This window comes from Streptomyces sp. NBC_01352 (genome assembly GCF_036237295.1).
GTDB classification, from domain to species: Bacteria; Actinomycetota; Actinomycetes; order Streptomycetales; family Streptomycetaceae; genus Streptomyces; species Streptomyces plumbiresistens.
This window is the reverse complement of record NZ_CP108354.1, coordinates 2940814-2965607: the sequence shown is the minus strand read 5'-3', so window position 1 is coordinate 2965607 and position 24794 is coordinate 2940814. Positions and strand designations below refer to the sequence as shown.

Genomic DNA, 24794 nt, shown 5'->3' with positions numbered 1-24794 from the left:
CCAGGACGCGCGCACCTGTGACGCCGTGTACTCGATCTTTGGTGTCGCGTGGTTCAGTGACCCGAGGAAGCTTTTCGCCCTCGTCCGCCAACGGCTGAACCTCGGGGGTGTCTTCGTCTTTTCGCAGCCGCCGGGCAGCCTCGGTGCGTACGGCCTGCAGGGCATGTACAAGGGCGGCTTCGCCGGTCCGGCGATGTACACCTACCGGTTCAGCTACACGCACGCGATGTGGCGGAGCCTCCTTCTCTCGGCGGGGCTTCGTCGAAGTCGTGACCTGCTTCATGAGGCGCCGAAGCCTGATCACATCGGAACCTCAGATTGTCCAAGCAGGGTCCCGGAGTAGAGACCGCGGCTCTGTGCAGAACCGGTGAAGTCCCGCCCCGGGCGGCTCAGTCCCGCCGCGCCACCAACCGATCCGCGTTGGACAACCTCAGCCGGTCGGACAAGGGCTTCACTGCGAAGCGGTCCTGGGCCGTGCCGAGGAGGAAGGCCGGGATGCCGGCGATCAGCAGGGCCGAGCAGGGGGCGTTGGAGGGTGTTCGGCGGGGAGGGGAGCCAGGGGAGGAGGTCGCTGGGGGCTCTTGTCCTTCGTCCGGCGTCCTCATCTGCGACGAGTCACCTCCGGCCTCGACACGGTCACCCGGCGCGCCCTCCTCGCCGGACTGGTGGGCGACCAAGGCGACCTGTCCCTCGTCCTCGTCACCCACGACCTGGACACCGCGTGCCTTGCCCACCGCGTCGCCGAAGTGGACGCGGGCGAACTCGTCGAGCAGGGATCGGCGGAACAGATACTGACGGATCCTCAACACCAATTGCCGTCTCCCTCATGGAGACGACAGCACATCTGGAGTCGGAAGACGGCTCGACCGTCACCACCCGGTCAGCAGCAGGTGGTTGAGCAGCAGCGCCAGGACCGCCTGCGCCGCCAGCCACCCCCGCGCCCCCGTCAGCCACGCACACGCCGGCAGCAGCCACATCGCGAACGGCAGCCAGATGCGTTCCGTCTCCGCCTTGCTCATGCCGGACAGGTCGGCGACGAGCAGGGCGAGCAGCGCGGCGAGCACGAGCACCCCGAGACGGACGTCGGGGCTGGTACGGGGCCTGCGGGCCAGGGTGACACCGGTCCGCCGCAGCCCCGCCACCGTCGCCGGGCCCACGATCAGCACGGTGCACGCCAGGTTGGCCCACACCCAGTAGCCGTACGGCCGCACCCCGCCCGACCCCTGGTAGTAGCGGCGGACCAGCAGCCGGTACGCCTCCCACCAGTCGAACCCGGCGAGGGTGAACGCCGCCGGGACGACCAGGAGACCGGCCAGCGCGAAGAGAAGGGGCCTCACGCGGTGCCGGCCCAGGAGGAGGACGGCGCCGGCGATCACGGCGAACAGCGTCAGGCCGTACGACAGGTACAGCGTCAGGCCGAACAGCAGCCCCGAGGCCGGCCCGGTCCACCCAGGCCGGTGTCCCGTCACCGCCAGGGCGAGGAACGCGACCGCCCACGCCGCGACCGCCGCGAAGTACCCGTCGGCGGAGGTGCCCACCCACACGGCGGCCGGGGCCAGGACGAGGAAGGGCGCGGCACGGCGGGCGAGCGACTCGTCCGCGAGGGTCCGTACGGCGACCAGGACCGCGATCGCCGCCGTCGTGCCGACGGTGATGCACCAGGCGCCCGCCCAGCCCCCGCCGCCGAGCCCGACCCGGTCGAGGAGGACGAAGGTGAGGGTGGCCCCTGGGGGATGACCGGCGACATGGGCGGGCCAGTTGTCCGGCGCGTCGATCAGGATGTGGTGGTTGAAGTCCGCCAGTGCGGCCGGGATGTCGTGGAAGCGGTCGATGACCCGGAGGTACTCGTTCCTGGTCGTCAGCTGCTCGGCGACGCCCCGGTGCCAGCCGTCGACGAGGGCGAGTGACCAGGTCCAGGCCAGGCCGGCGCCCCAGACGGCCAGGAGCAGCGCGCGCCAGCGCAGCCGGCCGGCCAGGGAGGGGCCGTACGCCACGACCGCGATCCCGACGGCCAGGGCGGCCGGGGTCCCGGGGCCGACGTGCGGATCCCAGGTCGCCAGGAGGGGCGGCCATCCGACGCGGAGGGTGCCGTCCCGCTCCTGGACGGCGGTGCCGACCAGGACGGCGGCCGCCACGAGCAGCGCGGCGGCCAGGGCCGCGTACAGGTCACGTCTCAGATCGCGGTTCACGCCGAAACGCTAGGTCGCGAGGGCTCGCCCGGACGGCTGACAGGCGCGGACGTCAGAGATTCGTCATGGTTCGCGGGCCGGTTCCCGGGGTGGCCGGGGCCTACGGTCGGGACATGGCCCGCACCTCCTCATCGCCACGCTTCCCCTCGTCGCCGCGCACTCCCTTCTCACCCGCGTTCTGGCGCAGCCCGCTGCGCGGTCCGTGGTTCACCTCGGTGCTCGGTGTCGTGCTGCTCGGCGGGATCACCGTGCTGTTCGTGACCGGGCTGCTGTCGTACGCCGCCTACAACCCGAACCTGTCGCCGGTGAACGACAAGACGCCGGACAAGGGGATCCTCGGCTTCTACCTCTTCGCATGGCCGACCGACCCGCACTGGCTGTACCGCCTCAACCAGGGCGTCCACGTCACCCTCGGGATCACCCTGATCCCCGTCCTGCTGGCCAAGCTGTGGTCGGTCGTGCCGAAGCTGTTCACACTCCCGCCCGCGCGGTCCCTCGCGCACGCCCTGGAGCGGCTCTCGCTGGTGCTCCTGGTCGGCGGCGGGCTCTTCGAGTTCGTGACCGGGGTGCTCAACGTCCAACTGGACTACGTCTTCCCCGGCTCCTTCTACCCCCTGCACTTCTACGGCGCCTGGGTGTTCTTCGCCGCCTTCGTCGTCCACGCCGCGCTGAAGACGCCGATGGCGCTGCGCAATCTGCGTCAACTGCGGGAAGAGAAGAGCGACTTGGTGTCCCCGGATCCCGTCGAGCCCACCGTGTCCCGGCGCGGCGCCCTCGGGCTGGTCGGCGGCGGCTCGCTGCTGCTCTTCGCCACCACGGTCGGGCAGAACTTCGACGGGCCGTTGCGCAGGACCGCCCTCCTCGCCCCGCACGGCGGCGCCGAGCCGGGCACCGGACCGGGCGGCTTCCAGATCAACAAGACGGCCGCGTACGCCGGGATCGACGCGGCGGAGGCGAGCGAGGAGGCATGGCGGCTGGTCGTCGCCGGGCGGGCCGGGACCGTGCGGCTCAGCCGGACCGACCTGCTCCAACTCCCGCTCCACAGCGCGGCGTTGCCCATCGCCTGCGTGGAGGGCTGGTCGACCTCCGACCAGTGGTGGCGCGGTGTGCGGCTGCGGGACCTCGCCGCCCTCGTCGGGTACGACGATCCGCCCGACGTCCTCGTGGAGTCACTGCAACGACGCGGCGCCTTCCGGCGGGCCGCCCTGCGCGCCAACCAGGTCGCGGACCCGCGCTCCCTGCTCGCCCTGTTCGTCAACGGCGAGGACCTGACCCCCGACCACGGCTATCCGGCGCGGGTCATCGTGCCCGCCGCGCCCGGGGTGCTCAACACCAAGTGGGTGGCCCGGATGACGTTCGGAGGAGACCTGTGAGGCGCCCCCGCCCCCGCCCCCGGCTCGCTGTCGGCAGTCCGCTTCAACTCCTGCTGCTCGCCTGCTCGTTCGCCCTCGCCGCCTACGCGGGCGTGCGGCTGCTCGCGGGGGACTGGTTCGGGGTCGCGCTGTGGATCGTGGGCGCGGCCCTCCTGCACGACCTGGTGCTGCTGCCGCTGTACGCGGTGCTCGACCGGGCGCTGGTGAAGGCGGCGGGCCGCCGACGGGAGTTGATCATGTACGTCCGCGTGCCCGCCGCCCTGTCCCTGCTGCTCCTGCTCGTCTGGTTCCCGCTGATCAGCGGGCGGGTGGCGGAGCGTTACCCCTCCGCCACCGGCCTGTCCGCCGACGGCTTCCTGACCCGCTGGCTGCTCATGACGGCCGCGCTGTTCGGCGGCTCGGCGCTGCTGCTCGTACTGCGGCTGCGCAGGGCGACGAAGGACCGGCCGCCGGCCGCCCACTGACTCCCGGCACACCAGCCCGCGCGCTCCGCGTGCCGCAGCAGGGCCGGTGTGCCGAGCCGCGCCCAGGGGAACGGGCTGCCGACCGCGCCCCGGGCGTCGGTCACATGGACCAGTACGCGTTCGTCGAGGTCCAGCTCCGGCACCGTCTCGGCGATCAACAGGCCGCCAGGACACAGCAGTTCGTGCATCCGGGCGAGCAGTGCCCGCGGGTCACCGCCGATGCCCACGTTGCCGTCGATCAGCAGCGCGGTGCCCCAGCGGCCCTCGCCGGGCAGTGGCTCGAAGACCGAGCGCCGCAGTGCCGGTCCGCCGAGCGCCCCCGTCCGGGAGACGGCCGCCTCGCTGACGTCGATGCCGAGCACGCGTCGCCCCCGCGCACCGAGGGCCGCGACCAGGCGCCCCGGTCCGCAGCCGACGTCGAGCACGGCGCCCTCGCAGCGCCGCAGTACCTCCAGGTCCGCCGCGTCGGCGTCCGCGCACCAGCGCTCCACCTCCAGCGGGAGCAGCCAGCCGTCGGCGCGGCGCAGGAAGAGCGGGCCGCGGCCGGTGCGCAGGGCGTCCGCGTAGGGGTCGGCGGACCAGGGTTCGGCGAGGGGCGCCCGCTGCCGGGCGATCCGTACGGTGCTCATCGGGTCCCGGCCGCGCTGAGCCGGGCCAGCTCCGCGGCGAACCGCCCGCCGGGCGCGGTCCGGGCGACTGCGTCCGCGTCGCCCGCCGTGTCCACGTCCCTGAGGCTGGGCAGGTCCCGCACCCGCATTCCGGCGAGCCGCGCACGCTGCACGGCCCCCGTCGAGGGCGTCGACATCGGCACCCCCGACAGCAGCGCGGGGTCCGGTGCGGCCAGTCCCAGCGCCCAGAAGCCGCCGTCCTCGGCGGGCCCGAAGTACGCGTCGCAGTCCGCGAAGTCCACGGTGAGCAGCTCAGGCGTCACCTGCGGGGTGTCCATGCCGATGAGCAGGGCCGGTCCGTCGCAGCCCGCGAAGGCGGCGGCCAGCCGTTCGTCGAGGCCGCCCGCGCACTGTCGTACGACCTCGAAACCGGGCGGCAGCCAGGGGCCGGGCTCGCCCTCCAGGACCAGGACCCGGCGCCGTGCGGGCGTCCGCGCCACGGTGTCCAGGGTGTCCGCCAGGGCCGCCTCCGCGAGCGTGGCCGCCTGCCTGGGGGTGAACGGCGGGGTCAGCCGGGTCTTGACCCGGCCCGGACGGGGCTCCTTGGCGATGACGAGGAGGGTGGGCGAGTGCGTCACGCGCGGACTCCCTTGTCGGTGACCGTCCCGGTCTCGTTCAGTACGCGGCTCATGTCCCGTACCGCCTGCCAGGTGCCGCGCCAGGTGCCGGTCACCTTGGAGGCGCCGGTGCGCGGGCGGTAGGGGACGTCGTGCTCGGCGATCCGCCAGCCCGCGTCGGCCGCGCGCACGACCATCTCCAGCGGATAGCCGCTGCGCCGGTCCGTGAGGCCGAGGGCGAGCAGTGACTCGCGGCGGGCGGCGCGCAGCGGGCCGAGGTCGTGCAGGCGCAGCCCGGTGCGGCGGCGGAGCAGCCGGGTCAGGGCGAGGTTGCCCGCCCGGGCGTGCGGCGGCCAGGCGCCGCGGGTCTGCGGGCGGCGTCGGCCGAGGACCAGGTCCGCCGTACCGGCCGCCACCTCGCGCACGAACGGCGCCAGGTCGGCCGGGTCCAGGGACGCGTCGCAGTCGCAGAAGCAGACGAGGTCGGCCGTGGCCGCCGTCAGGCCCGCATGGCAGGCGGCGCCGAATCCGCGCCGCTCCTCGTGCACGACGCGCGCGCCGAGGGCCTGCGCGATGCGGGCCGAGCCGTCGGTGGACCCGTTGTCCACGACCAGCGCCCGCCAGCCGGGCGGGATGCGCTCCAGCACCCACGGCAGCGCCGCGGCCTCGTCGAGACAGGGGAGCACGACGTCCACGGACACGGGGTCCGGAACAGGATCGGAAGAGGTCGTCACGGCTCTCACCCTACGAGCGCGAAACGGGCATACCGGACCTCGGCTTCTTACGAAACGCGGACGTCGGAAGACCGGGACCCCGGCGGAGCGCCCAGGATGCGAGGCTGGCGGCATGGAGCAGCAGCAGTTCGAACGGGCCGGCGCCCGGGTCCTCGTCGTGGACGACGACCCGACCGTCGCCGAGGTCGTCTCCGGGTATCTCGACCGGGCCGGATACGTGGTGGACCGTGCCGGGGACGGGCCCGACGCGCTCGCCCGGGCCGCCGCGCACTGGCCGGACCTCGTCGTCCTCGACCTGATGCTGCCGGGCATGGACGGCCTCGAAGTGTGCCGCCGGATGCGCGGGCGGGGCCCCGTCCCGGTCATCATGCTCACCGCGCGCGGCGACGAGGACGACCGCATCCTCGGCCTGGAGGTCGGCGCCGACGACTACGTCACCAAGCCCTTCAGCCCCCGTGAACTCGTCCTGCGCGTGGAGTCCGTACTGCGCCGCGCGCGCCCCGCCCAGCCGTCGGGAACCCTGCGGGCAGCCGGGCTCTCGGTCGACCCGGCGGCCCGCCGCGCCGCCAAGAACGGCGCCGAACTCGCCCTCACCATCCGGGAGTTCGACCTCCTCGCCTTCCTCCTGCGGCACCCCGGCCGGGTCTTCAGCCGCGAGGACCTGATGCGCGAGGTGTGGGGCTGGGACTTCGGCGACCTGTCGACCGTGACCGTCCATGTCCGACGGCTGCGCGGCAAGGTCGAGGACGATCCGGCCCGACCCCGTCTGATCCAGACCGTGTGGGGCGTCGGCTATCGCTTCGAAGGCGAGGCGTGAGCATGAGCGACACCCTCCTCATCGCCCTGTTCGCCTTCCTCGGCGCCGCCGCCGTCGGCGTGCTCGGCGCGGGCGTGCTGCTCCTCATCCGGCGGCGCTCGGTCGTCGCGCACCTCGCCGTGGTCGCCTCCGTCGCCGTCACCGCGATGCTCGCCGGCACCCTCGCCGTCGCGCAGGCGATGTTCCTGTCCGCACACGACCTGAAGGTCGTCACCACGGTCGTCGCGATGGCCGCCGTGGTCTCCCTGGCCACCGCCCTGCTGCTCGGCCGCTGGGCCGTCGGCCGCAGCCGCGCCCTGGCGCTCGCCGCCCGGTCCTTCGGCGACGGTGGCGACTTCACTTCGCCCGACGGCCCGTCCACCGCCGAACTCGTCGAGCTGAGCCGGGAGTTGGAGGCGACCAGCGCGAAGCTCGCCGAGTCCCGGGAACGCGAACGTGCCCTGGAGACCTCCCGGCGCGAACTCGTCGCCTGGATCTCGCACGACCTGCGCACCCCTCTCGCCGGCCTGCGTGCGATGTCCGAGGCCCTCGAGGACGGCGTCGCCACCGACCCCTCCCGCTACCTCAGGCAGATCCGCACCGAGGTCGAACGCCTCAACGGCATGGTCGGCGACCTCTTCGAGCTCTCCCGCATCCACGCCGGGACGCTGGCGCTGAGCACGAGCCGCATCTCCCTGTACGACCTCGTCGGCGACGCGCTCGCGGGCGTCGACCCGCTGGCGCGCGAGTGCGGGGTACGGCTGGTCGGCGACGGGGTCGAGCCGGTGCCGGTCGAGGTGGACGGCAAGGAGATGAGCCGGGTGCTGGGCAACCTGCTCGTGAACGCCATCCGCCGCACACCCGCCGACGGCACGGTGGCGATCGCCGCCGAGCGCCGCCCCGACGGGGTCGTCCTGTCCGTCACCGACGGCTGCGGCGGCATCCCCGAGGAGGACCTGCCCCGCGTGTTCGACACCGGGTGGCGCGGCACGCACGCCCGGACCCCGCCCGCCGGCGCCGGTCTCGGCCTCGCCATCGTGCGCGGGATCGTGGAGGCCCACCGCGGGCAGGCCACCGTACGCAATGTCAACGGCGGCTGCCGCTTCGAGGTGACACTGCCGCCCGCCGAGGTCTGACCCTCGTGCCACAGGTCCAAGCCGTCTTACACTGGGACGTAAGGGACCTTCGTGACATATCGGAACCGCCGTGCGCTCTCAGCGGATGTTCGTACTGGCCCTCGCCCTGGTCCTCGTGTCGGTGCCCGCGCTCTCCGCGCGCGCACAGGGTGAGGAGATCCCGCGCGGCCCCACCTTCGCCGCGCGCGCCCTGCAGGCGCTGATCGACGGTATCCAGTTCGGTGTCATCATCGCGATCACCTCGGTCGGACTCTCGCTGATCTTCGGCACCATCCACCTGATCAACTTCGCGCACGGCGAGTTCGTCACCATCGGCGCCACCTTCGCGTTCTTCCTCAACGCCTCCGCGGCCGGTCCGGGCTGGCACCTGATCCCCGCCGCCCTCGCCGCGGTGGCCTTCGGTGCTCTGCTGGGCGCGGCCGTCGACCGGGGACTGTGGCGGCCGCTGCGGGCCCGGGGCACCGGGCTCATCAACATGTTCATCGTCACCATCGGGCTCTCGCTCGTGCTGCGGCACGTCGTGCTCGTGCTGTACGGAACCCGGCCCGCCTCATACGCGCAGTACGACATCCAGAGCACGATCGGCCTCGGACCGGCCAGCATCACCCCCCGGGACCTCACGGTCACCCTGCTCGCCGTGCTGGTGCTGCTCGGCGTCGCCATGCTGCTGCAGAAGACACGCATCGGTACGGCGGTCCGGGCCGTCTCCGCCAACCGCGATCTCGCGGAGGCCACGGGCATCGACGTACAGCGGGTGGTGCTGTTCGTGTGGATGCTCGGCGGCGCCCTGGCCGCACTCGGCGGGGTCTTCTTCGGCCTCGTCGAGATCGTCACCTGGGACATGGGCTTCAAGCTGCTGCTGCTCATGTTCGCGGGGATCATCCTGGGCGGACTCGGCTCCGCCTACGGCGCGATGGTCGGCAGCCTCGTGATCGGCATCGTCGCCCAGATGTCCACCCTGTGGTTCCCGGTCGACCTGCAGTACGCGTGGGCGCTGCTGGTCCTCATCGTCGTCCTGCTCGTCCGGCCGCAGGGCATCCTCGGCCGGGCCGAACGCGTCGGGTGAGGGGTGCGCCATGGACTTCTCGGCCATCCTCTCCGACGCCCTGCGTTCCGGCATCGGCCCGATCGCCGCCGTCTACGCACTCGCCGCGATGGGGCTGAACCTGCACTTCGGATACACCGGCCTGCTGAACTTCGGCCAGGTCGGCTTCATGCTGGTCGGCGGCTACGGGCTCGCCATCACGGTGGCGACGTACGACGGCCCGATGTGGCTCGGCGTCCTGGGCGGCATCGCCTGCGCGATCGTGCTGGCCCTGCTGCTCGGCCTGCCCACCCTGCGGCTGCGCGCCGACTATCTCGCGATCACCACCATCGCGGCGGGGGAGACGCTCCGGCTGTTCTACCGGTCCAGCTGGGCCGAACCGGTGACCGGCGGGGTGTTCGGGCTGCAGAGGTTCGCGAGGGACTTCTACGACCTCAGTCCCATCGAACGCGGCAGGTACGGCGTGTGGCTGGTGGAGTTCAGCGCCCGTGACCTGTGGGTGATGATCGTGGGATGGGCGCTGGTGCTCGTGGTCGGCGGTCTGCTCGCCCTGCTGATCCACAGTCCGTGGGGCCGCGTCATCCGGTCGATCCGTGACGACGAGGTCGCCGCACGCAGCCTCGGCAAGAACGTCTACGCGTACAAGATGCAGAGCCTCGTGCTGGGCGGCGTCATCGGAGCGGTCGCGGGCATGCTGCAGGCGATCCAGGTGCAGTCCGTGAACCCGGACAACTACGACCCGGGTGTCACGTTCTTCCTCTACACGCTGCTCGTGCTCGGAGGCGCCGGGCGGATCCTCGGGCCGGTCGTCGGCTCGATCCTGTTCTGGTTCGTCCTCAGCTTCCTCGACAGCGCGCTGCGGCAGGCCATCGACGCCGAGTACATCTCGCCGGACCTCATCAGCACCTCGGAGGTCGGCGCGGTGCGCTTCGCCCTGGTCGGGGTCGCCCTGATCCTTCTTGTCGCGTTCAGGCCGCAGGGCATTCTCGGCAGCCGGAAGGAGATGCTGCTCAGTGACCGCTGACAGGGGTGTGTCCGACGCCGGCCGGCTCTCCGGGATCGTTCCCGAGCCCGGCGTACGCAAGCCCGACCCCCTGCTGGTCCTGGACCAGGTGACCCGTACATTCGGCGGCCTCGTCGCCGTGCGGGTCGAGCACCTGGAGATGCAGCGCGGGGCCATCACGGCGCTCATCGGTCCCAACGGCGCCGGCAAGACCACGCTGTTCAACGTGATCAGCGGGTTCGACCGGGCCGACGGCGGCAGTTGGTCGTTCGACGGACAGCCCCTCACCGGCTCCCCGGCGCACCGGGTCGCGCGGCGGGGACTGGTCCGCACGTTCCAGCTCACCAGGACACCCGCCCGGCTCACCGTGATGGAGAACATGCTGCTCGCCGCGCCCGGCCAACGCGGCGAGCGGACGCTGCCCGCGCTGCTGCGACCCCTGTGGCGCGGGCAGGAGCGGGACTTCGAGCGCCGGGCCGACGAACTGCTGGACCGGTTCCGGCTCGCGCCCCTGCGCGACGACCATGCCGGCACGCTCTCCGGCGGTCAGCGCAAACTGCTGGAACTGGCCCGCGCGCTGATGGCCCGGCCCGTCATGATCATGCTCGACGAGCCGATGGCCGGGGTGAACCCCGCGCTGACCCAGTCGTTGCTCGGGCACATCACCGAACTGCGGGACGAGGGACTGACGGTGTGCTTCGTCGAGCACGACATGGACGTGGTGATGGGCATCAGCGACTGGGTGGCCGTCATGGCCGACGGCCGCCTGGTGGCCGAGGGCCCCCCGCACACGATCGGCAAGAACGCCGCGGTCGTGGACGCCTACCTGGGCAAGCGGCACGACGAACCGGGGACGGCGACCGAGGAGGAGTAGCCATGACCACCGAGGACCGGGAACCGGTGCTGGCCGCCGACGACATCGTCGCCGGATACGTCCCCGGCGTCGACGTACTGCGCGGATGCAGCATCGAGGTGCGCCCGGGCGAGGTGGTCGGCGTGATCGGCCCCAACGGCGCCGGCAAGTCCACGCTCGTCAAGGCCGTCTTCGGGCTGCTGCGGGTGCGCGGCGGGAGCGTGCGGCTGCGCGGCGAGGAGGTCACCAACCGGCCGGCGCACGAGCTGGTCCGGCGGGGCGTGGGCTACGTACCGCAGCTGCAGAACGTGTTCCCCGCGCTGTCCGTCGAGGAGAACCTGCGGATGGGCGTCTATCTGCGGCCCAAGGACTACGCGCGGCGCGCCACGGCGGTGGAGGAGCTCTTCCCCCTGCTGGCCGACCGCCGCAGGCAGAAGGCCGGCGCGATGTCCGGCGGCGAACGCCAGATGCTCGCGATGGCGCGCGCGCTGATGATGGAGCCGCAGCTGATGCTGCTCGACGAGCCGTCGGCCGGCCTGTCACCGCTCCATCAGGACCACGTCTTCGACCGGTGCAAAATGATCAACAGCGCGGGCGTCGCCATCCTCATGGTCGAGCAGAACGCCCGCAGATGCCTGCAGATCTGCGACCGCGGCTACGTCCTCGACCAGGGCCGCAACGCGTACACCGGTACGGGTACGGCCCTGCTGCACGACGAGAAGGTGATCGAGCTCTACCTCGGCACGCTCGCCCGCGTCCGTTGACTCCCGCTCCTGCCGTTCCTGCCGTTCCTGCCGTTCCTTCCGGTCACTCCTGGGCCGTGCTGGTCTCGGTCCGCAGGGTCTGCAGTTCTCCCTTGGCGTTGTAGCCGTACACCTCGATCGTCGCCTGGCCGGGCTCGCCCGTGTCGGTGAAGTCGAGCGGACCGCTCACACCGTCGTAGTCGATGTCCTTGCCGTCGGCGATCAGCTCCTTGCAGGCGGCGAACGTGGTGCACTTGTCGCCGTCCTTCGTGATCCCGTTGATCTCCTCCACGAAGTCGGCAGGGTCGTCGGACTCCGCCTTCTCGGCGGCGAGCGCGATGGTCGTCACGCAGTCGAACACCTGCGGAGCGAACTGCAGCTCCTTCAGCTGCGGCGCGAACTTCTTGAGATCGTTCACGTACTTCTCGTTCGTCTCGGACGCCGGTGCGGTCCCCTTCATCCCGTCGAGCCTGCCCGGCTGGTTCGGGGCGACCAACCGCGGCAGCTCCTCGCTGCGCAGCCCGTCGGTGCCGTAGACACCGATCCGGTCGGGCCCCAGTCCGGACTCGATCATGGCCTGCAGGATCTGCGTGCCCTCCTCGAACGAGATCACCACGGCGGCATCCGGCCGCGAGTTCTCCACCTGCTGCACGATCTGGTCGAAGTTCGTCGACTTCGGGTCGTACGTCTCGGCGAGCGTCACCGTCGCACCGCCGTCCTCGAGTGCGTTCCGGGTGCTCTCCAGCAGACCGCGCCCGTAGTCGTCCGCCCGTGCGATCAGGGCCACCCGGTTGTGGCCGTCACCCCGGATTGCCTTTGCCAGGACAGGCCCCTGCAACGAGTCGCTCGGGACAGTACGGAAGTAGAACCCGTCATCCTCGTAGTCGGTGAAGGTGGGTGCGGTGTTCGACCCCGAACACTGCACGACACCCGCTCCGGTCACCCGGTCGATGAACGCCAGCGACATACCGGAGGCCGCGGCGCCGATGAGCGCGTCCACGCCCGATGCGAGGACCCGGTCGGCCGACTGCACGGCGACGGCCTCCTGGCCCGCCTCGTCACCGGAGACCACGGTCGGCAACGGCTCGCCCAGCACTCCGCCGGCGTCGTTGATCGTCTTCATCGCGAACTTCACGGACTCGATCATCGGGGGGCCGAGGTAGGCCAGCTGTCCCGTCTCCGACAGGACATAGCCGAACTGGAGCTCACCATCGCCCGGTTCGGCCGGGACGGCGGACCGCGCGGTGCCCGTCGTACCGCAGAGAGCTATCACAAGAGCGGCCGCGCTCGTGAAGACCGCGGACCGCCGTATCGACGCTTTCATCTCCGCCTCCACTGGGTACAGGCGGCGGTGGTCGACTGGCCGGCCATCCGCCCGCCATCTGTATATGAGCGTAGATCCAACCCGGACGCACGAGAAGTGAAAATTGTCAACTTTTGTGAAGGTCTCCCAGTACCTAACGCGACGATCACGACGATCACGTCGACGACGCGAACTCCCGCATCCCCTCCGCGAACTCCACCCCGGCCTTCCACCCCAGCTCGGCTCGCAGCCGTGAGGAGTCCGCCGTGATGTGCCGTACGTCCCCCAGCCGGTACTCGCCGGTGACGACCGGCTCCGGGCCGCCGTACGCGGAGGCCAGCGCCCGGGCCATCTCGCCGACCGTGTGCGGCTCGCCGCTGCCGGTGTTGTACGCGGTCAGCGCGCCCTTGCCCGCCGGAGCCTCCAGCGCCGCCACATTGGCCGCCGCGACATCCCGTACGTGCACGAAGTCCCGCCGCTGGCGGCCGTCCTCGTAGACCCGCGGGGCCTCGCCGCGGGCGAGCGACGAGCGGAAGAAGGAGGCGACGCCCGCGTAGGGGGTGTCGCGGGGCATGCCGGGCCCGTACACGTTGTGGTAGCGCAGAGACACCGCCGCCCCGTCCGTGGCCCGCGCCCACGCCGCCGCCAGGTGCTCCTGGGCGAGCTTGGTCGTCGCGTACACGTTGCGCGGATCGACCGGGGCGTCCTCGCCGACCAGGCCGGGCGCCAGCTCGGCCCCGCACCGCGGGCAGCGGGGCTCGAAGCGTCCCGCGTCCAGGTCGGGGACGGAGCGCGGGCCGGGCCGGACCACCCCGTGCCGGGCGCAGGTGTAGCGGCCCTCGCCGTACACGACCATCGACCCGGCGAGGACCAGCCGCCGTACGCCCGCGTCGGCCATGGCGGTGAGCAGCACGGCCGTACCGAGGTCGTTGCGGGAGACGTACTCGGCGGCGTCGGAGAAGTCGACGCCCAGGCCGACCATCGCCGCCTGATGGCACACGGCGTCCACGCCGGTCAGCGCCTGGCGGACCGTCGAGGGGTTGCGCACGTCCGAGGCCGGGTCGGCGCGGACGTCGTACACGAGGGGCTCGTGTCCGTGGGCCCGCAGGGCGTCGACGACCTGGGACCCGATGAATCCGGCACCGCCGGTGACCAGTACACGCATGCGGCCACGCTAGGGCCGTGAGCGGCCCGGACGACCCGGCCGCGCCCGGCACGTCACGGCTTCGTAAGACTCACCGGACCCCACTCACCGGACCCGACTCAGCGGACCCAACTCAGCGGAAGTGCCAGCGTGAACACCGTCGCGCCCGGCTCGTCGCTCAGCTCGACCGTGCCGCCGTGCGCCGCGACCAGGGAGCGGGCCACCGCGAGGCCCAGGCCGCTGCCGCCGCGGTCACGGCTGCGGGCCTTGTCGACGCGGTAGAAGCGGTCGAAGACGCGGGCACGGTCGGCGGGCGGGATGCCGGGGCCCGCGTCCGCGACCCGCACCAGAGCCCGGCCGGGCTCGACGCTGACCCGCACGCTCACCTCGGTGCCCGCCGGGGTGTGTACGGCCGCGTTGGTGAGCAGATTGTCCAGGACCTGCCGGATGCGCTGCGGATCCAGGCGCAGCGGCAGCGTCTCGGGGTCGGCCGTCACCGTCAGCGGATGGTCCGGGTGGCTCGCGCGGAACGCGTCGGCCGCGTGGTCGACCAGCTCCGCCAGGTCCGCCTCCGTGATCCGCAGCGGGGCCTCCACCTCGGCCGCGTCCAGGCGGGCGAGCAGCAGCAGGTCGTCGAGGAGGAAGCCCATCCGGGCGGCCTCGGCGCGCAGCCGGGCCAGGTGCTTGTCGCGTTCCCCGGGGGCGTTGGCGGCGGCGTACTGGAAGAGGTCCGCGTAGCCCCGTACGGACATCAGCGGGGTGCGCAGCTCGTGCGAGGCGTCGGCGACGAAGCGGCGCAGCCGCTGTTCGGCCTCCGCGCGGACCGCGAGGGAGTCGTCGATGTGCTCCAGCATCGTGTTGAACGCCGTGCGCAGCTCGTCCACCTCGGGACCGCCGTCCCGGCCGTCGGCGCGCAGCGGCAGCCGGGCCGCCGACTCGGTCAGGTCGTGGGAGGTGATGCCGTGCGCGGTGGAGGCCATGTCGCTCAGCGGCTGCAGACCGCGCCGCAGCAGCTTCCGGCCGAGCACCACCAGTGCCCCCGCCGCGAGGGCGAACGCGATCACCTGCACGGTGATCAGCCGGTCCACGGTGTCCTCGATGTCCTGCATGGGCGCGGCGCTGACCAGCACCACCCCGGGCTCGACCTCGCAGCCCCGCAGCCGGTACACGCCCTCTCCGTCGATCTTCACGGTGCGCATCAGCTCGGTGTCGGAGTCGGCCATGGTCTCGGCGAACGCGGTGAGCGGGCGGATGTCGTGCGGGATGTCGGCGGGCTCGCGCAGCACGGCCGAGCTGCCCGACACGTCGTACACCGCGGCGAACCAGCCCCAGTACGGCTTCTGCGTCACCGTGCCGTTGGCCGCGGCGTCCTTGGACTGCACGGTCTGGACGACCTTCAGCTGGTAGCCCAGCTGGCTGTCCAGATAGTCGCGCATGTACATGGTCAGGGCGTAGCCCACGACGCCGAACACCACCAGGGACAGCGCGCCGACGCCCAGCGCCAGCCGGGTGCCCAGGCGCAGCCTGCGGTAGGTCTGCCGCAGGCGCCGCAACAGGGCGTTCACTCCGCGGCCTGCCGGACCACGTAGCCGAAGCCCCGGACGGTGTGGATCAGCGGTGCCTTGCCGTCGTCGAGCCCGTCGAGCTTGCGCCGCAGCCGGCTGACCACCAGCTCCACGACGTTCGAGCGGCCCCCGAAGCCGTACTCCCACACGTGGTCCAGGATCTGCGCCTTGGTCAGCACGGTCGGCGACTTGCGCATCAGGTAGCGCAGCACCTCGTACTCGGTCGGCGTGAGCGTCAGCAGCTGCTCGCCGCGCCGCACCTCGCGGGTGTCCTCGTCCATCGTCAGGTCCGCCACCTGGAGCACGGACCGCTGGAAGCCGGGCCCGGCGCTGCGCCGCAGCACCGTACGCAGCCGGGCCATCAGCTCCTCCACCGCGAACGGCTTGACCAGGTAGTCGTCACCGCCCCGGGTCAGCCCCGCCACCCGGTCGGCCACCGCGTCCCGGGCCGTGAGGAACACCACGGGCACCATCGTCCCGGACCGCCGCAGCCGGTCCAGCACGCCGAAACCGTCGATGTCGGGCAGCATGAGGTCGAGCACCACGATGTCCGGATGGAACTCCGCGGCGCGGCTCAGCGCCTCCTCGCCCGTGTTCGCGGTGACCGCGTCCCAGCCCTCGTAGCGGGCGACCGTCGCCACGAGGTCGGCGATCGGCGGGTCGTCGTCCACGACGAGGAGTCGTACTTTGTCCACCTCCACATAGTGCGTCACGCGATCGGCCGAGCCAGAGGGGGGCCGTCCTCGTGGCCACATCGATAACCACTTGAAAGTCGTACGACAGTAAATCGACAGCTCGCGGCGGGGAAGCTCGGTAACCCAGGACCCGGATCAAGGAGCTCTGTCCGTGACGACCGTCCAATCGCCCCCTGCGCCCCCCACGGCGATCCGCCCCAGGGTGGTCGCCCGCACGGGCCTGTACGCCGTGCTGGCCGCGAACGTGGCCGTGGTGACCTTCTTCTTCACCCAGGCGGGATTCGCGTCGAACGCCCTCATCGTGCTGGGCCGACTGGCCGGTCTGTACGGCGCGCTCCTGATGGCCTTCCAGCTGGTCCTGGTGGCCCGGCTGCCGTGGCTGGACCGCCGCATCGGCATGGACCGGCTGACCTCGTGGCACCGCTGGACCGGCTTCGGCATCCTGTTCACGCTGCTCGCGCACGCCGTCTTCATCAGCTTCGGTTACGCCGAGTCCTCCGACCTGGACCCGGTCAGCCAGCTGGTCGACCTCGCCGAGACCGTCGAGGGCGTGCTCCGCGCGGTCGTCGCCCTGGCGATCATCATCGTGGTGGGGGCCGTCTCCGGCCGCTACGCCCGGCGCCGCCTCGCGTACGAGACCTGGCACTTCATCCACCTGTACACCTACGCCGCCGTGGTGCTGGCCTTCACCCACCAGGTCGCCGTCGGTACGACCTTCACCGCGTCGTCCGCCGCCACCACCTACTGGTACACGATGTGGGGCGTCGCGCTCACCTCGGTGTTCGTCGGCCGCCTGGTGCTGCCGCTGTGGCGGAACTGGCGCCACCAGCTGCGCGTCACCGCCGTCGTCCCCGAGTCCGACAACGTCGTCTCGGTCTACATGACCGGCCGCGACCTCGACCGGATGCCCGCCCGGGCCGGCCAGTTCTTCCTGTGGCGCTTCCTGACCCCGGACCGCTGGTGGCAGGCCAACCCCTTCTCCCTGTCGGCCGCGCCCGACGGCCGCACCCTGCGCCTGACCGCCAAGGCCGCGGGCGCCGGCAGCGCCGCCCTGCGCCATGTGAAGGTCGGCACGCGCGTCTTCGCCGAGGGCCCCTACGGCGCCTTCACCGCCCTGCACCGCACCCGCCCGGAGTCCGTCCTCATCGCCGGCGGCGTCGGCGTCACCCCCATCCGCGCCCTCCTGGAGGAGCTGCAGGGCCACGCCGTCGTCATCTACCGCGTCGCCACCGACCGGGACGCGGTCCTCTACGACGAACTGCGCGAACTCGCCCACGCCAAGGGCTGCGAGCTGCACCTGGTGACCGGTCCGCCCGTCCCGGACAAGCTGGCGCCGGGCGAGCTGGCCCGGCTGGTGCCGGACATCGCCGACCGGGACGTCTTCCTGTGCGGGCCGCCGCCCATGATGAACGCGGTGCTGGGCAGCCTGCGCGAGCTGAACGTGCCCAAGCCGCAGATCCACTTCGAGCGTTTCAGCCTGGCGGGATGAGGAAGTCACCGTGAAGCGAGCCATACCTGTCGTCGTCCTGAGCATCGCGGGCCTGGTCCCCGTCTGGCTCTACGAACCCTCGGCCGGCACGTCCACCGTCCAGGTCGCCACGCCCGCGCCTTCCGTGTCCTCCTCGTCCGGGTCCTCGGACTCCTCCTCCACCGTCGTCTCGGGTCCGACGGTCACCACGGAGAAGGGCCCCGTGCAGGTCGAGGTGACCTTCGCGGGCCAGGAGATCACCGCCGTCAAGATGCTCCAGCAGCCGAACCATCCGCAGACCACGGCTGCCGTCCCGAAGCTGATCGCGGAGACGCTGGAGGCGCAGAGCGCGGACATCGACACGGTGTCCGGCGCGACGATCACGACCGAGGGCTACAAGGAGTCCCTCCAGGCCGCGATCGACGAGAACGCCTCGGCGGCGTCCGCCGCGCCGTCCGCCTCGGCCGCTGCGTCCCAGGTGGTCGCCGGCCCCACGGTCACCACGGAGAAGGGTCCCGTGCAGGTCGAGGTGACCTTCGAGGGCGACGAGATCGCCGCCGTGCGGATGCTCCAGCAGCCGAACCATCCGCAGACCACGGCCGCGGTGCCGAAGCTGATCGCTCAGACGCTGGAGGCGCAGAGCGCGGACATCGACACGGTGTCCGGTGCCACGATCACGACCGAGGGCTACAAGGAGTCCCTCCAGGCCGCCATCGACGCGAAGGGCTGACCGTCATGCACCGCGTCGAACACGTCATGGGCTTCCCGGTCTCGCTGCGGGTCGACGACGAGGGCATCCCGCCGTCGGCCGCGGACGCGGTCTTCGCGTGGCTGCACGAGGTCGACGCCCGGTTCAGCCCGTTCAAGCCCGACAGCGAGGTGTGCCGGCTCGACCGGGGCGAGCTGTCGGCCCGGGACACCAGCGCGGACCTGCGCGAAGTCCTCGACCTGTGCGAGGAGTACCGGGCCGCCACCGGCGGCGCCTTCGACGTACGGCTGCCCGGGCGCGGTCTCGACCCGTGCGCGGTGGTCAAGGGCTGGTCCGTGCAACGGGCGGCGGACCTGCTGAGGGCGGCCGGGGCGACCCGTTTCTGCCTCAACGCCGGCGGCGACGTGGTCACCGCCGGCGGACCCTGGCGGGTGGGCGTACGACACCCCGAGCACGCCGACAAGCTGTGCACCGTCCTCCAGCTCACCGACGGGGCGGTCGCGACCTCCGCCCGCTACGAGCGCGGCGACCACATCCTCGACGGGCGCACCGGGCGTCCGGCGACCGGACTGCTCTCGCTCACCGTCGTCGCCTCCTCCCTGACGATCGCCGACACCACGGCGACCGCCGCGTTCGCGATGGGCGCGGCGGGCGTCGAGTGGGCCTCCGACCGGCCCGGCTGCGAGGTGTTCGCGGTGGACGCCGAGCGCCGGGTCCTGCGTACGCCGGGCTTCCCGGTGGCGCCGGCGGAGTCGCGGGCGGCGTAGACGCGGTCACGCCCCGCCGCCATCGGGATGATGCGGCGGGGCGTCGCCGTGCCGGCGTCGACCGACGCGTCCGGCTTCCTCGGCACGACGGTTGGAGCTGGGCCGGGATGGCTATATTCCTGGGAACGGAATCCGGCTGCCCGGGGCGAGGGACGCATTATCAGGGGGAAACATGCGCAGGGCCGCGATCGTGTTCGTCCACGGGTTGTTCTCCTCGTCCGCCACCTGGCGTGACCTCAAGGCCCAGTTATCCGGCACACCCGGCATTGCACAGGATTTCGATTTACTTTTCTTCGACTATGCCACGCCCCGGCTGTCGTGGAACCCGCTGCGCAAAATGCCGAACATCGACACCGTCGCCGAGAGCCTCAAGAGCTATCTCGCCGACCAGCCGATCTCCCACGAGCGCCTGGTGATCGTCACCCACAGCCAGGGCGGACTCGTGGTCCAGCGGTTCCTGTCGCGGATGCTCGCCGAGGGACGCGGCTGGGAACTCGCCCGCATCCGGCGCGTCGTCATGTTCGCCTGTCCCAACAACGGTTCCGAACTCTTCCTGCTGCTGCGCCGCGGCCTCATGGGCGTCACCAGGAACAGTCAGGAGCGGGAGCTCAGGCCCCTTCAGGCCTCGGTGCAGGAGACCCAGCGCCGGGTGATGACCGGCGTCGTCCACGCCCAGTACGTGTCGCGGGACCGGTGCCCGATCCCCGTCGTCTCGTACGCCGGCGAGAGCGACAACGTGGTGTCGCCCTCCTCGGCGGTGAGTGTCTTCCCCGAATCCGCCGTGATGCCGGGCGACCACTTCTCCGTCATCAAGCCGGGCGAGGACGGACGGCTGCTGCGCGCCCTGCTGGGAAATCTGGAAAAGGCCCTGCGGGAGCCCTTCCCGGAGGAGTCCATATCCAGTGCGCCCACCTATTCACAGGTGGGCGCGCACGGCGAGGAGTTCCTCGCGGAGCACCAGCTGTTCGGCCCGGTGGCCGTGCCCACGAGCCCTTGGGCCACCACTCAGTTCTTCATTCACGGGGGTCCGCTCGAACAGCTCTCGGACATTGACGTCATCGTGTCGTCGGAGAACATCTATCTCCAGATGTCGCAGTTCTTCAAGTCGTCGACGTCCGGCAGCCTCCGCCGGGCCGCCGCCATCAAAGGGGCCGGCGGTGAGATCCTCGAAGACGTGGCCGGCGACAGCCTCATCGCGTGGCTGCGCGACCACGCCCGCTACGGCCTCCCCGTGCAGATCGGCACCATCGCCCCGACCCCGTCCGGCGCGCTGGCCGAGCGCAACGTCTCCCGCATCTATCACGCGGCCATCGTGACCCCCGTCGACGGCACCAGTGACTACACGGTCAACCCGCACGCCATCACCCGGGCCACGCACAACGTCTTCCTGCTGGCCCGCAGGGAACGCCACGAACTGGACCTGCCGCTCAGCTCCATCTGTCTGCCGCTGTTCGGGTCCGGCCGGGGTGGCATCACCCTGTCCCGCAGCTTCGACCTGGTCTGGGAGGCGCTGATGACCGAGCTGTCCAACGACAGCTCCTGGAGCATCCACTTCGCGACCCGCAGGCGCCGCAGTTACGACATGCTCAAGGAGCGGCTGCTGGCCAAGAAGCAGGAGAACGAGGCCCGGTGGGTCAACCGTGGCGCTGTGTGACGTCCGGTGATCCGCGGTGCCGGGCCCACCGGGCCGCTGTACCGTGTAGGGATGGAAAGCGCCGAAGGCGACAACGAGGCCGCGTCCTGGGAACCGGCCGTTGGCGCCCGGGAGTTGTGCTTCGAGCACATCCACGACGACCTTCTCGAGAAGCAGCTCTGGGAGACCGCGTTCCGGGGCGCGTGCTCCTTCTGCCCCGAGGGCGCACCCGGGCACGCTCCCGAGCACGCGCTTGTGGCTGCGCGGGACCGGATGAGGGTCGTTCGGGTGTCCCAGCTCGCCGAGGCGGTCCTTGCGGCGATATCCGACGGTGACTGCGACGCCCCGGCCGACGAGGTCGTGGAGTGGGCGCACGGCGATTCGCACAAGGTGCCGCCCGATCCCGCCCAGACCGTCGCGGAGGCCTGTGCCGCGGTGGTCGACGACGACGTGCTGAAAGCCGTCAAGGACTACATCGACCAGAAGAACTGGTACGGGGATCCCGTCCCGTTCGTCTCCCGGTCCAGCACGATGCGGGACAGCTGGGCGAGCTTCTGCCGCACGGTGGTGGAACGCGACCTCGACTTACCCGGCAGTGACCCCTCACCCGGCTCGGACCGGGACCTGCTGGATTCCCTCATGGGGCGGATCGCCGGGATAATCCGGGACGCACGCCTGATCAGGACCGTGGAACCCGGTGAGAAGATCTGGCGCGGCCGGATGCGTGCGGACGACGTGCTCCCGCGCTACCGGGCCACCGACATCGGCTCCGCACCCCCCGAGCGCGCGGCGGAGAACCGCATGAGCCGCGCCGGCGTCTCCCTGTTCTACGGATCCGCCGACAGCGACACGGCCGTCGTGGAGATCTCCGCGCGTGACGACCGCCCCTTCGCCGCCGTGGCCGCCTTCGAGGTGACCCGACCGATCAGGGTGGTCGACCTCGTCGACATCCCGGAGCCGCCGAGCCGGTTCGACCGGGAACAGGCCACGCGCCGTGACTCCCTCGTGTTCCTCAGGGACTTCGCCCGGGACCTGAGCAGGCCCGTCTTCTACGACGGCCGCAATCACCGGGACTACCGCCCCACCCAGTACGCCACCGACTACTTCCGCGAGTCGCCCGGCCTGCGCGTCGAGGGCATCCGCTTCCGCTCCGCTCACAACGGAGGCGTGAACTACGCACTCTTCGTCGACATGACGCAGTGCCTGGCATCCGACGCGGCCGACGGCCACGGCACCCTGCGGCTGATCGAAGGGTCCGAACGCGTGGAGCCACGCAGCCAGGTTGCCCGACGAAGTGCCGAAACACGAGCCGTTTAGACTCTCCCCGCAACGGCCTGCACGCTGGTACGACCGTGACCGAAAATCGGCAGCGTCTGCCAAATCCGAGGGGTATTCGGCGCTTTGATACGGATAGATTCAGTCACCAAGAGGTACCCGGACGGCACGGTGGCTGTCGACCGGCTCTCTCTGGAGATACCCGACCGCTCGATCACCGTCCTCGTCGGACCCTCGGGCTGCGGGAAGACGACGACCCTGCGCATGATCAACCGGATGGTCGAGCCCAGCGAGGGCACCATCCTCCTCGACGGCAAGGACATCCTGCAGCAGCCCGTCAACACGCTGCGCCGGTCCATGGGTTACGTCATCCAGAACGCCGGGCTCTTCCAGCACCGCACGATCGTCGACAACATCGCCACCGTGCCCCGCATGCTCGGCTGGGGCAAGGACAAGGCCCGAGCGCGGGCACGTGAGTTGATGGAGCGGGTCGGCCTCGACGCCGCACTCGCCAAGCGGTACCCCTACCAGCTGTCCGGCGGGCAGCAGCAGCGCGTCGGTGTCGCGCGGGCGCTCGCCGCCGATCCGCCGGTGCTGCTCATGGACGAGCCGTTCTCGGCCGTCGACCCCGTGGTGCGCAAGGGGCTTCAGGACGAACTCCTGCGCATCCAGGAGGAGTTGGGCAAGACCATCGTCTTCGTCACCCACGACATCGACGAGGCCGTCAAGATCGGCACAATGGTCGCCGTGATGCGCACCGGCGGCAAACTCGCCCAGTTCGCGCCGCCCGCCGAGCTGCTGTCCGACCCGGCCGACGCCTTCGTCGAGGACTTCCTCGGTGCCGACCGCGGCATCCGCCGGCTGTCCTTCTTCCCCTCCGCGGGCCTCGACCTGCTGACCACGCCGATCGTCGCGATCGACTCCACCGCCGAGCAGATCGCCGCCCGCGACACGGACGACGTCCCCTACCTCCTCGTCACCGACCTGGACGGCCGGCCCCTCGGCTGGAGCGAACCGCGCGACCTGACCGCCGGCGCCGTCGAGGCGGAGCAACTCCTGCCGTACGGGCGGCCGTTCGTCGCCGGTACGGACTCGCTGCGGGCCGCGCTGGACTGCGCGGTGCTCTCGCCCACCGGCTGGGCCGTCGCCGTGGACGCCGAGGGCCGGGCGGCCGGGGTGGTCTCCCAGCGGACCATCGGCGAGGCGATCCGCGGCGCCCACGCGGAAGGCCGTAAGGACGGCAACACCGCCAAGGCCGCACGCGTCGCACGGGTCGCCGAATGAACGGCTTCTTCGACATCCCCAGCGACCTCCAGCACAGCTGGCTCGGCCTCATCGGCCTGCATCTGCGCGAGGCCCTGCTGCCGGTGCTGGCCGGGCTGCTGATCTCGCTGCCGCTCGCCCAGCTGTGCGTGCGCTTCCGCTGGCTGTACCCGCCGGTGCTGTGGATCACGACCGTGCTGTACGCGATCCCCTCGCTGGCCTTCTTCGTGCTCCTCATCGACTACACCGGCCAGACCGAGCTCACGGTGATGATCCCGCTCACCGTCTACAGCCTCGTCGTCCTGGTCCCGTCGATCGTCGACGGCGTCCGCTCGGTCCCCCAGGAGACCCTCGCCGCCGCGACGGCCATGGGCTTCGGGCCCGTACGCCGTTACGTCCAGGTCCAGTTGCCGATCGCGGTGCCCGCGATCATCGCCGGGCTGCGGGTGGCGACCGTGTCCAGCATCAGCCTCGTCAGCGTCGGCACCCTCATCGGGAACCAGGGCGCCCTCGGCAACCTGCTCAACGACGCGACCATCTACAACCGGCCCGAACTCGCCGTCAACGCCGTGCTCACCATGGCCGCCCTGGCCATCATCTGCGACGCCCTGCTGGTGGGCCTGCGCCTGCTGCTCACGCCGTGGATGCCGCGCCGGGCGCACACGAAACCGAAGGCCGACCGGCCCGACCCGGCCGCCCTCGCCCTGGAGGACGCAGCCCGGTGAACCTGATCAACTTCATCAACGCCTTCTTCAGCGACAGCGCCCACTGGACCGGCTACGACGGCATCCCCACCCGCGTGGGCGAACACATCCAGTACACCCTGCAGGCGCTCGTCCTCGCCGCCGCGATCGGGCTGCCGGTCGGCCTCGTCACCGGTCACACCGGGCGCGGCGGCAACGCCCTCTCCCTGATCGCCACCGCGGGGCGGGCCCTGCCCACCTTCGGCCTGCTGGTGCTGATGACCCTGATGCTGGGGTTCGGCCTGGTGAACGTGATGATCCCGCTGGTCGTGCTCGCCGTCCCGCCGATCCTGGTCACCACCTACGAGGCGATGCGCTCCGTCGACCCGTCGCCGGTGGACGCCGCGCGGGGCATGGGGATGAGCGAGGCCCAAGTGCTCTTCCAGGTCGAACTGCCGGCGGCGCTCCCGCTGATCCTCAGCGGTCTGCGCTCCGCCGCCATCCAGATCGTCTCCACGGCCACCATCGCCGCGTACGTCTCGCTCGGCGGCCTCGGCCGGTACATCGTCGACGGCCTCTACCAGCGCAACTACGAGAAGGTCGTGGGCGGCGCCACGCTGGTCGCCGGGCTGGCGCTGGTGACACTCGCGTTGTTCTGGGCGGTGTACCGGACCGCGGTGTCACGCGGGGTACGCGGAAGCGGCTGATCGAGGAACGGGTGATCGAGG

At 71.4% G+C, this 24794-nt stretch carries 24 protein-coding genes and 1 pseudogene; 16 read left to right on the top strand and 9 right to left on the bottom strand.

The features are described 5' to 3' along the window. Positions 1-13 precede the first annotated feature (13 nt). Positions 14-343 (top strand): annotated as a pseudogene (locus OG252_RS14020) (SAM-dependent methyltransferase); the annotation flags it as partial. 46 nt (positions 344-389) lie between these two features. Here OG252_RS14020 and OG252_RS14015 read toward each other — a convergent pair. Both OG252_RS14015 and OG252_RS14010 read right to left on the bottom strand, forming a co-directional pair. Beyond that, positions 390-809, bottom strand: coding sequence for a hypothetical protein (locus OG252_RS14015; RefSeq protein ID WP_329336338.1), 420 nt, complete (start codon positions 807-809; stop codon positions 390-392). A gap of 60 nt (positions 810-869) precedes the next feature. After that, entirely contained in the window at positions 870-2189 is a 1320-nt protein-coding gene (locus tag OG252_RS14010; RefSeq protein WP_329336336.1) for a hypothetical protein, read from the bottom strand. A gap of 113 nt (positions 2190-2302) precedes the next feature. Here OG252_RS14010 and OG252_RS14005 point away from each other — a divergent pair, with 113 nt between their 5' ends. Beyond that, positions 2303-3562: a molybdopterin-dependent oxidoreductase gene (locus OG252_RS14005; protein ID WP_329336335.1), complete on the top strand. Its 1260-nt coding sequence runs from the start codon at positions 2303-2305 to the stop codon at positions 3560-3562. A 319-nt stretch (positions 3563-3881) separates the two neighbouring features. On the opposite strand, the gene OG252_RS14000 is transcribed toward OG252_RS14005, so the two are convergent. The 3 genes from OG252_RS14000 to OG252_RS13990 are packed head-to-tail and all read right to left on the bottom strand — an operon-like array spanning position 3882 to position 5994. After that, positions 3882-4655, bottom strand: a complete 774-nt coding sequence (locus OG252_RS14000; RefSeq protein ID WP_266432425.1) for a class I SAM-dependent methyltransferase — start codon at positions 4653-4655, stop codon at positions 3882-3884. Continuing rightward, a complete protein-coding gene (locus OG252_RS13995; RefSeq protein WP_329336334.1) occupies positions 4652-5272 on the bottom strand; it encodes a TIGR04282 family arsenosugar biosynthesis glycosyltransferase in 621 nt (206 codons plus the stop codon). Before OG252_RS13995 ends, OG252_RS14000 begins: the two co-directional genes overlap by 4 nt. After that, the gene (locus OG252_RS13990; RefSeq protein ID WP_425587725.1) at positions 5269-5994 is read right to left on the bottom strand and encodes a glycosyltransferase family 2 protein; all 726 of its coding nucleotides are present in this window, start codon (positions 5992-5994) and stop codon (positions 5269-5271) included. The genes OG252_RS13995 and OG252_RS13990 overlap by 4 nt, the downstream gene beginning before the upstream one ends. A gap of 103 nt (positions 5995-6097) precedes the next feature. Here OG252_RS13990 and OG252_RS13985 point away from each other — a divergent pair, with 103 nt between their 5' ends. The 6 genes from OG252_RS13985 to OG252_RS13960 all read left to right on the top strand — a co-directional run bounded on the left by OG252_RS13985 (position 6098) and on the right by OG252_RS13960 (position 11582). Then, positions 6098-6802 (top strand): response regulator transcription factor, encoded by a 705-nt coding sequence (locus tag OG252_RS13985; protein WP_329336331.1) that lies wholly within the window; start codon positions 6098-6100, stop codon positions 6800-6802. 2 nt (positions 6803-6804) lie between these two features. After that, positions 6805-7917, top strand: coding sequence for a sensor histidine kinase (locus OG252_RS13980; protein ID WP_266432419.1), 1113 nt, complete (start codon positions 6805-6807; stop codon positions 7915-7917). A 70-nt stretch (positions 7918-7987) separates the two neighbouring features. Beyond that, a complete protein-coding gene (locus OG252_RS13975) occupies positions 7988-8983 on the top strand; it encodes a branched-chain amino acid ABC transporter permease (RefSeq protein WP_329336329.1) in 996 nt (331 codons plus the stop codon). Positions 8984-8993: 10 nt separating this feature from the next. Then, the gene (locus OG252_RS13970) at positions 8994-9986 is read left to right on the top strand and encodes a branched-chain amino acid ABC transporter permease (protein ID WP_266432415.1); all 993 of its coding nucleotides are present in this window, start codon (positions 8994-8996) and stop codon (positions 9984-9986) included. After that, entirely contained in the window at positions 9976-10839 is an 864-nt protein-coding gene (locus OG252_RS13965; RefSeq protein ID WP_329336326.1) for an ABC transporter ATP-binding protein, read from the top strand. The genes OG252_RS13970 and OG252_RS13965 overlap by 11 nt, the downstream gene beginning before the upstream one ends. A 2-nt stretch (positions 10840-10841) precedes the next feature. After that, positions 10842-11582 carry an ABC transporter ATP-binding protein gene (locus OG252_RS13960; protein ID WP_329336324.1) on the top strand — a complete coding sequence of 247 codons (741 nt, stop codon included), beginning with the start codon at positions 10842-10844 and terminating at the stop codon, positions 11580-11582. 43 nt (positions 11583-11625) lie between these two features. Here OG252_RS13960 and OG252_RS13955 read toward each other — a convergent pair whose 3' ends face one another. From OG252_RS13955 to OG252_RS13940, 4 genes are all read right to left on the bottom strand, one after another. Beyond that, positions 11626-12885 (bottom strand): ABC transporter substrate-binding protein, encoded by a 1260-nt coding sequence (locus OG252_RS13955; protein ID WP_329336322.1) that lies wholly within the window; start codon positions 12883-12885, stop codon positions 11626-11628. A 154-nt stretch (positions 12886-13039) separates the two neighbouring features. Beyond that, entirely contained in the window at positions 13040-14029 is a 990-nt protein-coding gene (locus OG252_RS13950; RefSeq protein ID WP_266432406.1) for an NAD-dependent epimerase/dehydratase family protein, read from the bottom strand. A 98-nt stretch (positions 14030-14127) separates the two neighbouring features. Further along, on the bottom strand, positions 14128-15564 hold the full coding sequence (locus OG252_RS13945) for a sensor histidine kinase (protein WP_266447995.1): 1437 nt from the start codon (positions 15562-15564) through the stop codon (positions 14128-14130). 5 nt (positions 15565-15569) lie between these two features. After that, the gene (locus OG252_RS13940) at positions 15570-16328 is read right to left on the bottom strand and encodes a response regulator transcription factor (protein ID WP_266432404.1); all 759 of its coding nucleotides are present in this window, start codon (positions 16326-16328) and stop codon (positions 15570-15572) included. Positions 16329-16419: 91 nt separating this feature from the next. Here OG252_RS13940 and OG252_RS13935 point away from each other — a divergent pair, with 91 nt between their 5' ends. From OG252_RS13935 to OG252_RS13900, 8 genes are all read left to right on the top strand, one after another. Then, a complete protein-coding gene (locus tag OG252_RS13935) occupies positions 16420-17757 on the top strand; it encodes a ferredoxin reductase family protein (protein ID WP_266432402.1) in 1338 nt (445 codons plus the stop codon). Between the two features lie 10 nt (positions 17758-17767). Continuing rightward, complete coding sequence (locus OG252_RS13930) at positions 17768-18466, top strand: FMN-binding protein (protein ID WP_266432400.1); 699 nt, start codon at positions 17768-17770, stop codon at positions 18464-18466. A gap of 5 nt (positions 18467-18471) precedes the next feature. Next, positions 18472-19212 carry an FAD:protein FMN transferase gene (locus tag OG252_RS13925; RefSeq protein WP_266432398.1) on the top strand — a complete coding sequence of 247 codons (741 nt, stop codon included), beginning with the start codon at positions 18472-18474 and terminating at the stop codon, positions 19210-19212. 172 nt (positions 19213-19384) lie between these two features. Further along, a complete protein-coding gene (locus tag OG252_RS13920) occupies positions 19385-20866 on the top strand; it encodes an alpha/beta fold hydrolase (RefSeq protein WP_266432396.1) in 1482 nt (493 codons plus the stop codon). Positions 20867-20917: 51 nt separating this feature from the next. Continuing rightward, entirely contained in the window at positions 20918-22162 is a 1245-nt protein-coding gene (locus OG252_RS13915; protein ID WP_266432394.1) for an RES family NAD+ phosphorylase, read from the top strand. An 84-nt stretch (positions 22163-22246) separates the two neighbouring features. Further along, complete coding sequence (locus OG252_RS13910) at positions 22247-23404, top strand: ABC transporter ATP-binding protein (RefSeq protein WP_266432392.1); 1158 nt, start codon at positions 22247-22249, stop codon at positions 23402-23404. Continuing rightward, positions 23401-24108 (top strand): ABC transporter permease, encoded by a 708-nt coding sequence (locus OG252_RS13905; RefSeq protein ID WP_266432389.1) that lies wholly within the window; start codon positions 23401-23403, stop codon positions 24106-24108. Before OG252_RS13910 ends, OG252_RS13905 begins: the two co-directional genes overlap by 4 nt. Then, the gene (locus OG252_RS13900) at positions 24105-24773 is read left to right on the top strand and encodes an ABC transporter permease (RefSeq protein ID WP_266432387.1); all 669 of its coding nucleotides are present in this window, start codon (positions 24105-24107) and stop codon (positions 24771-24773) included. The genes OG252_RS13905 and OG252_RS13900 overlap by 4 nt, the downstream gene beginning before the upstream one ends. Positions 24774-24794: the final 21 nt, after the last annotated feature.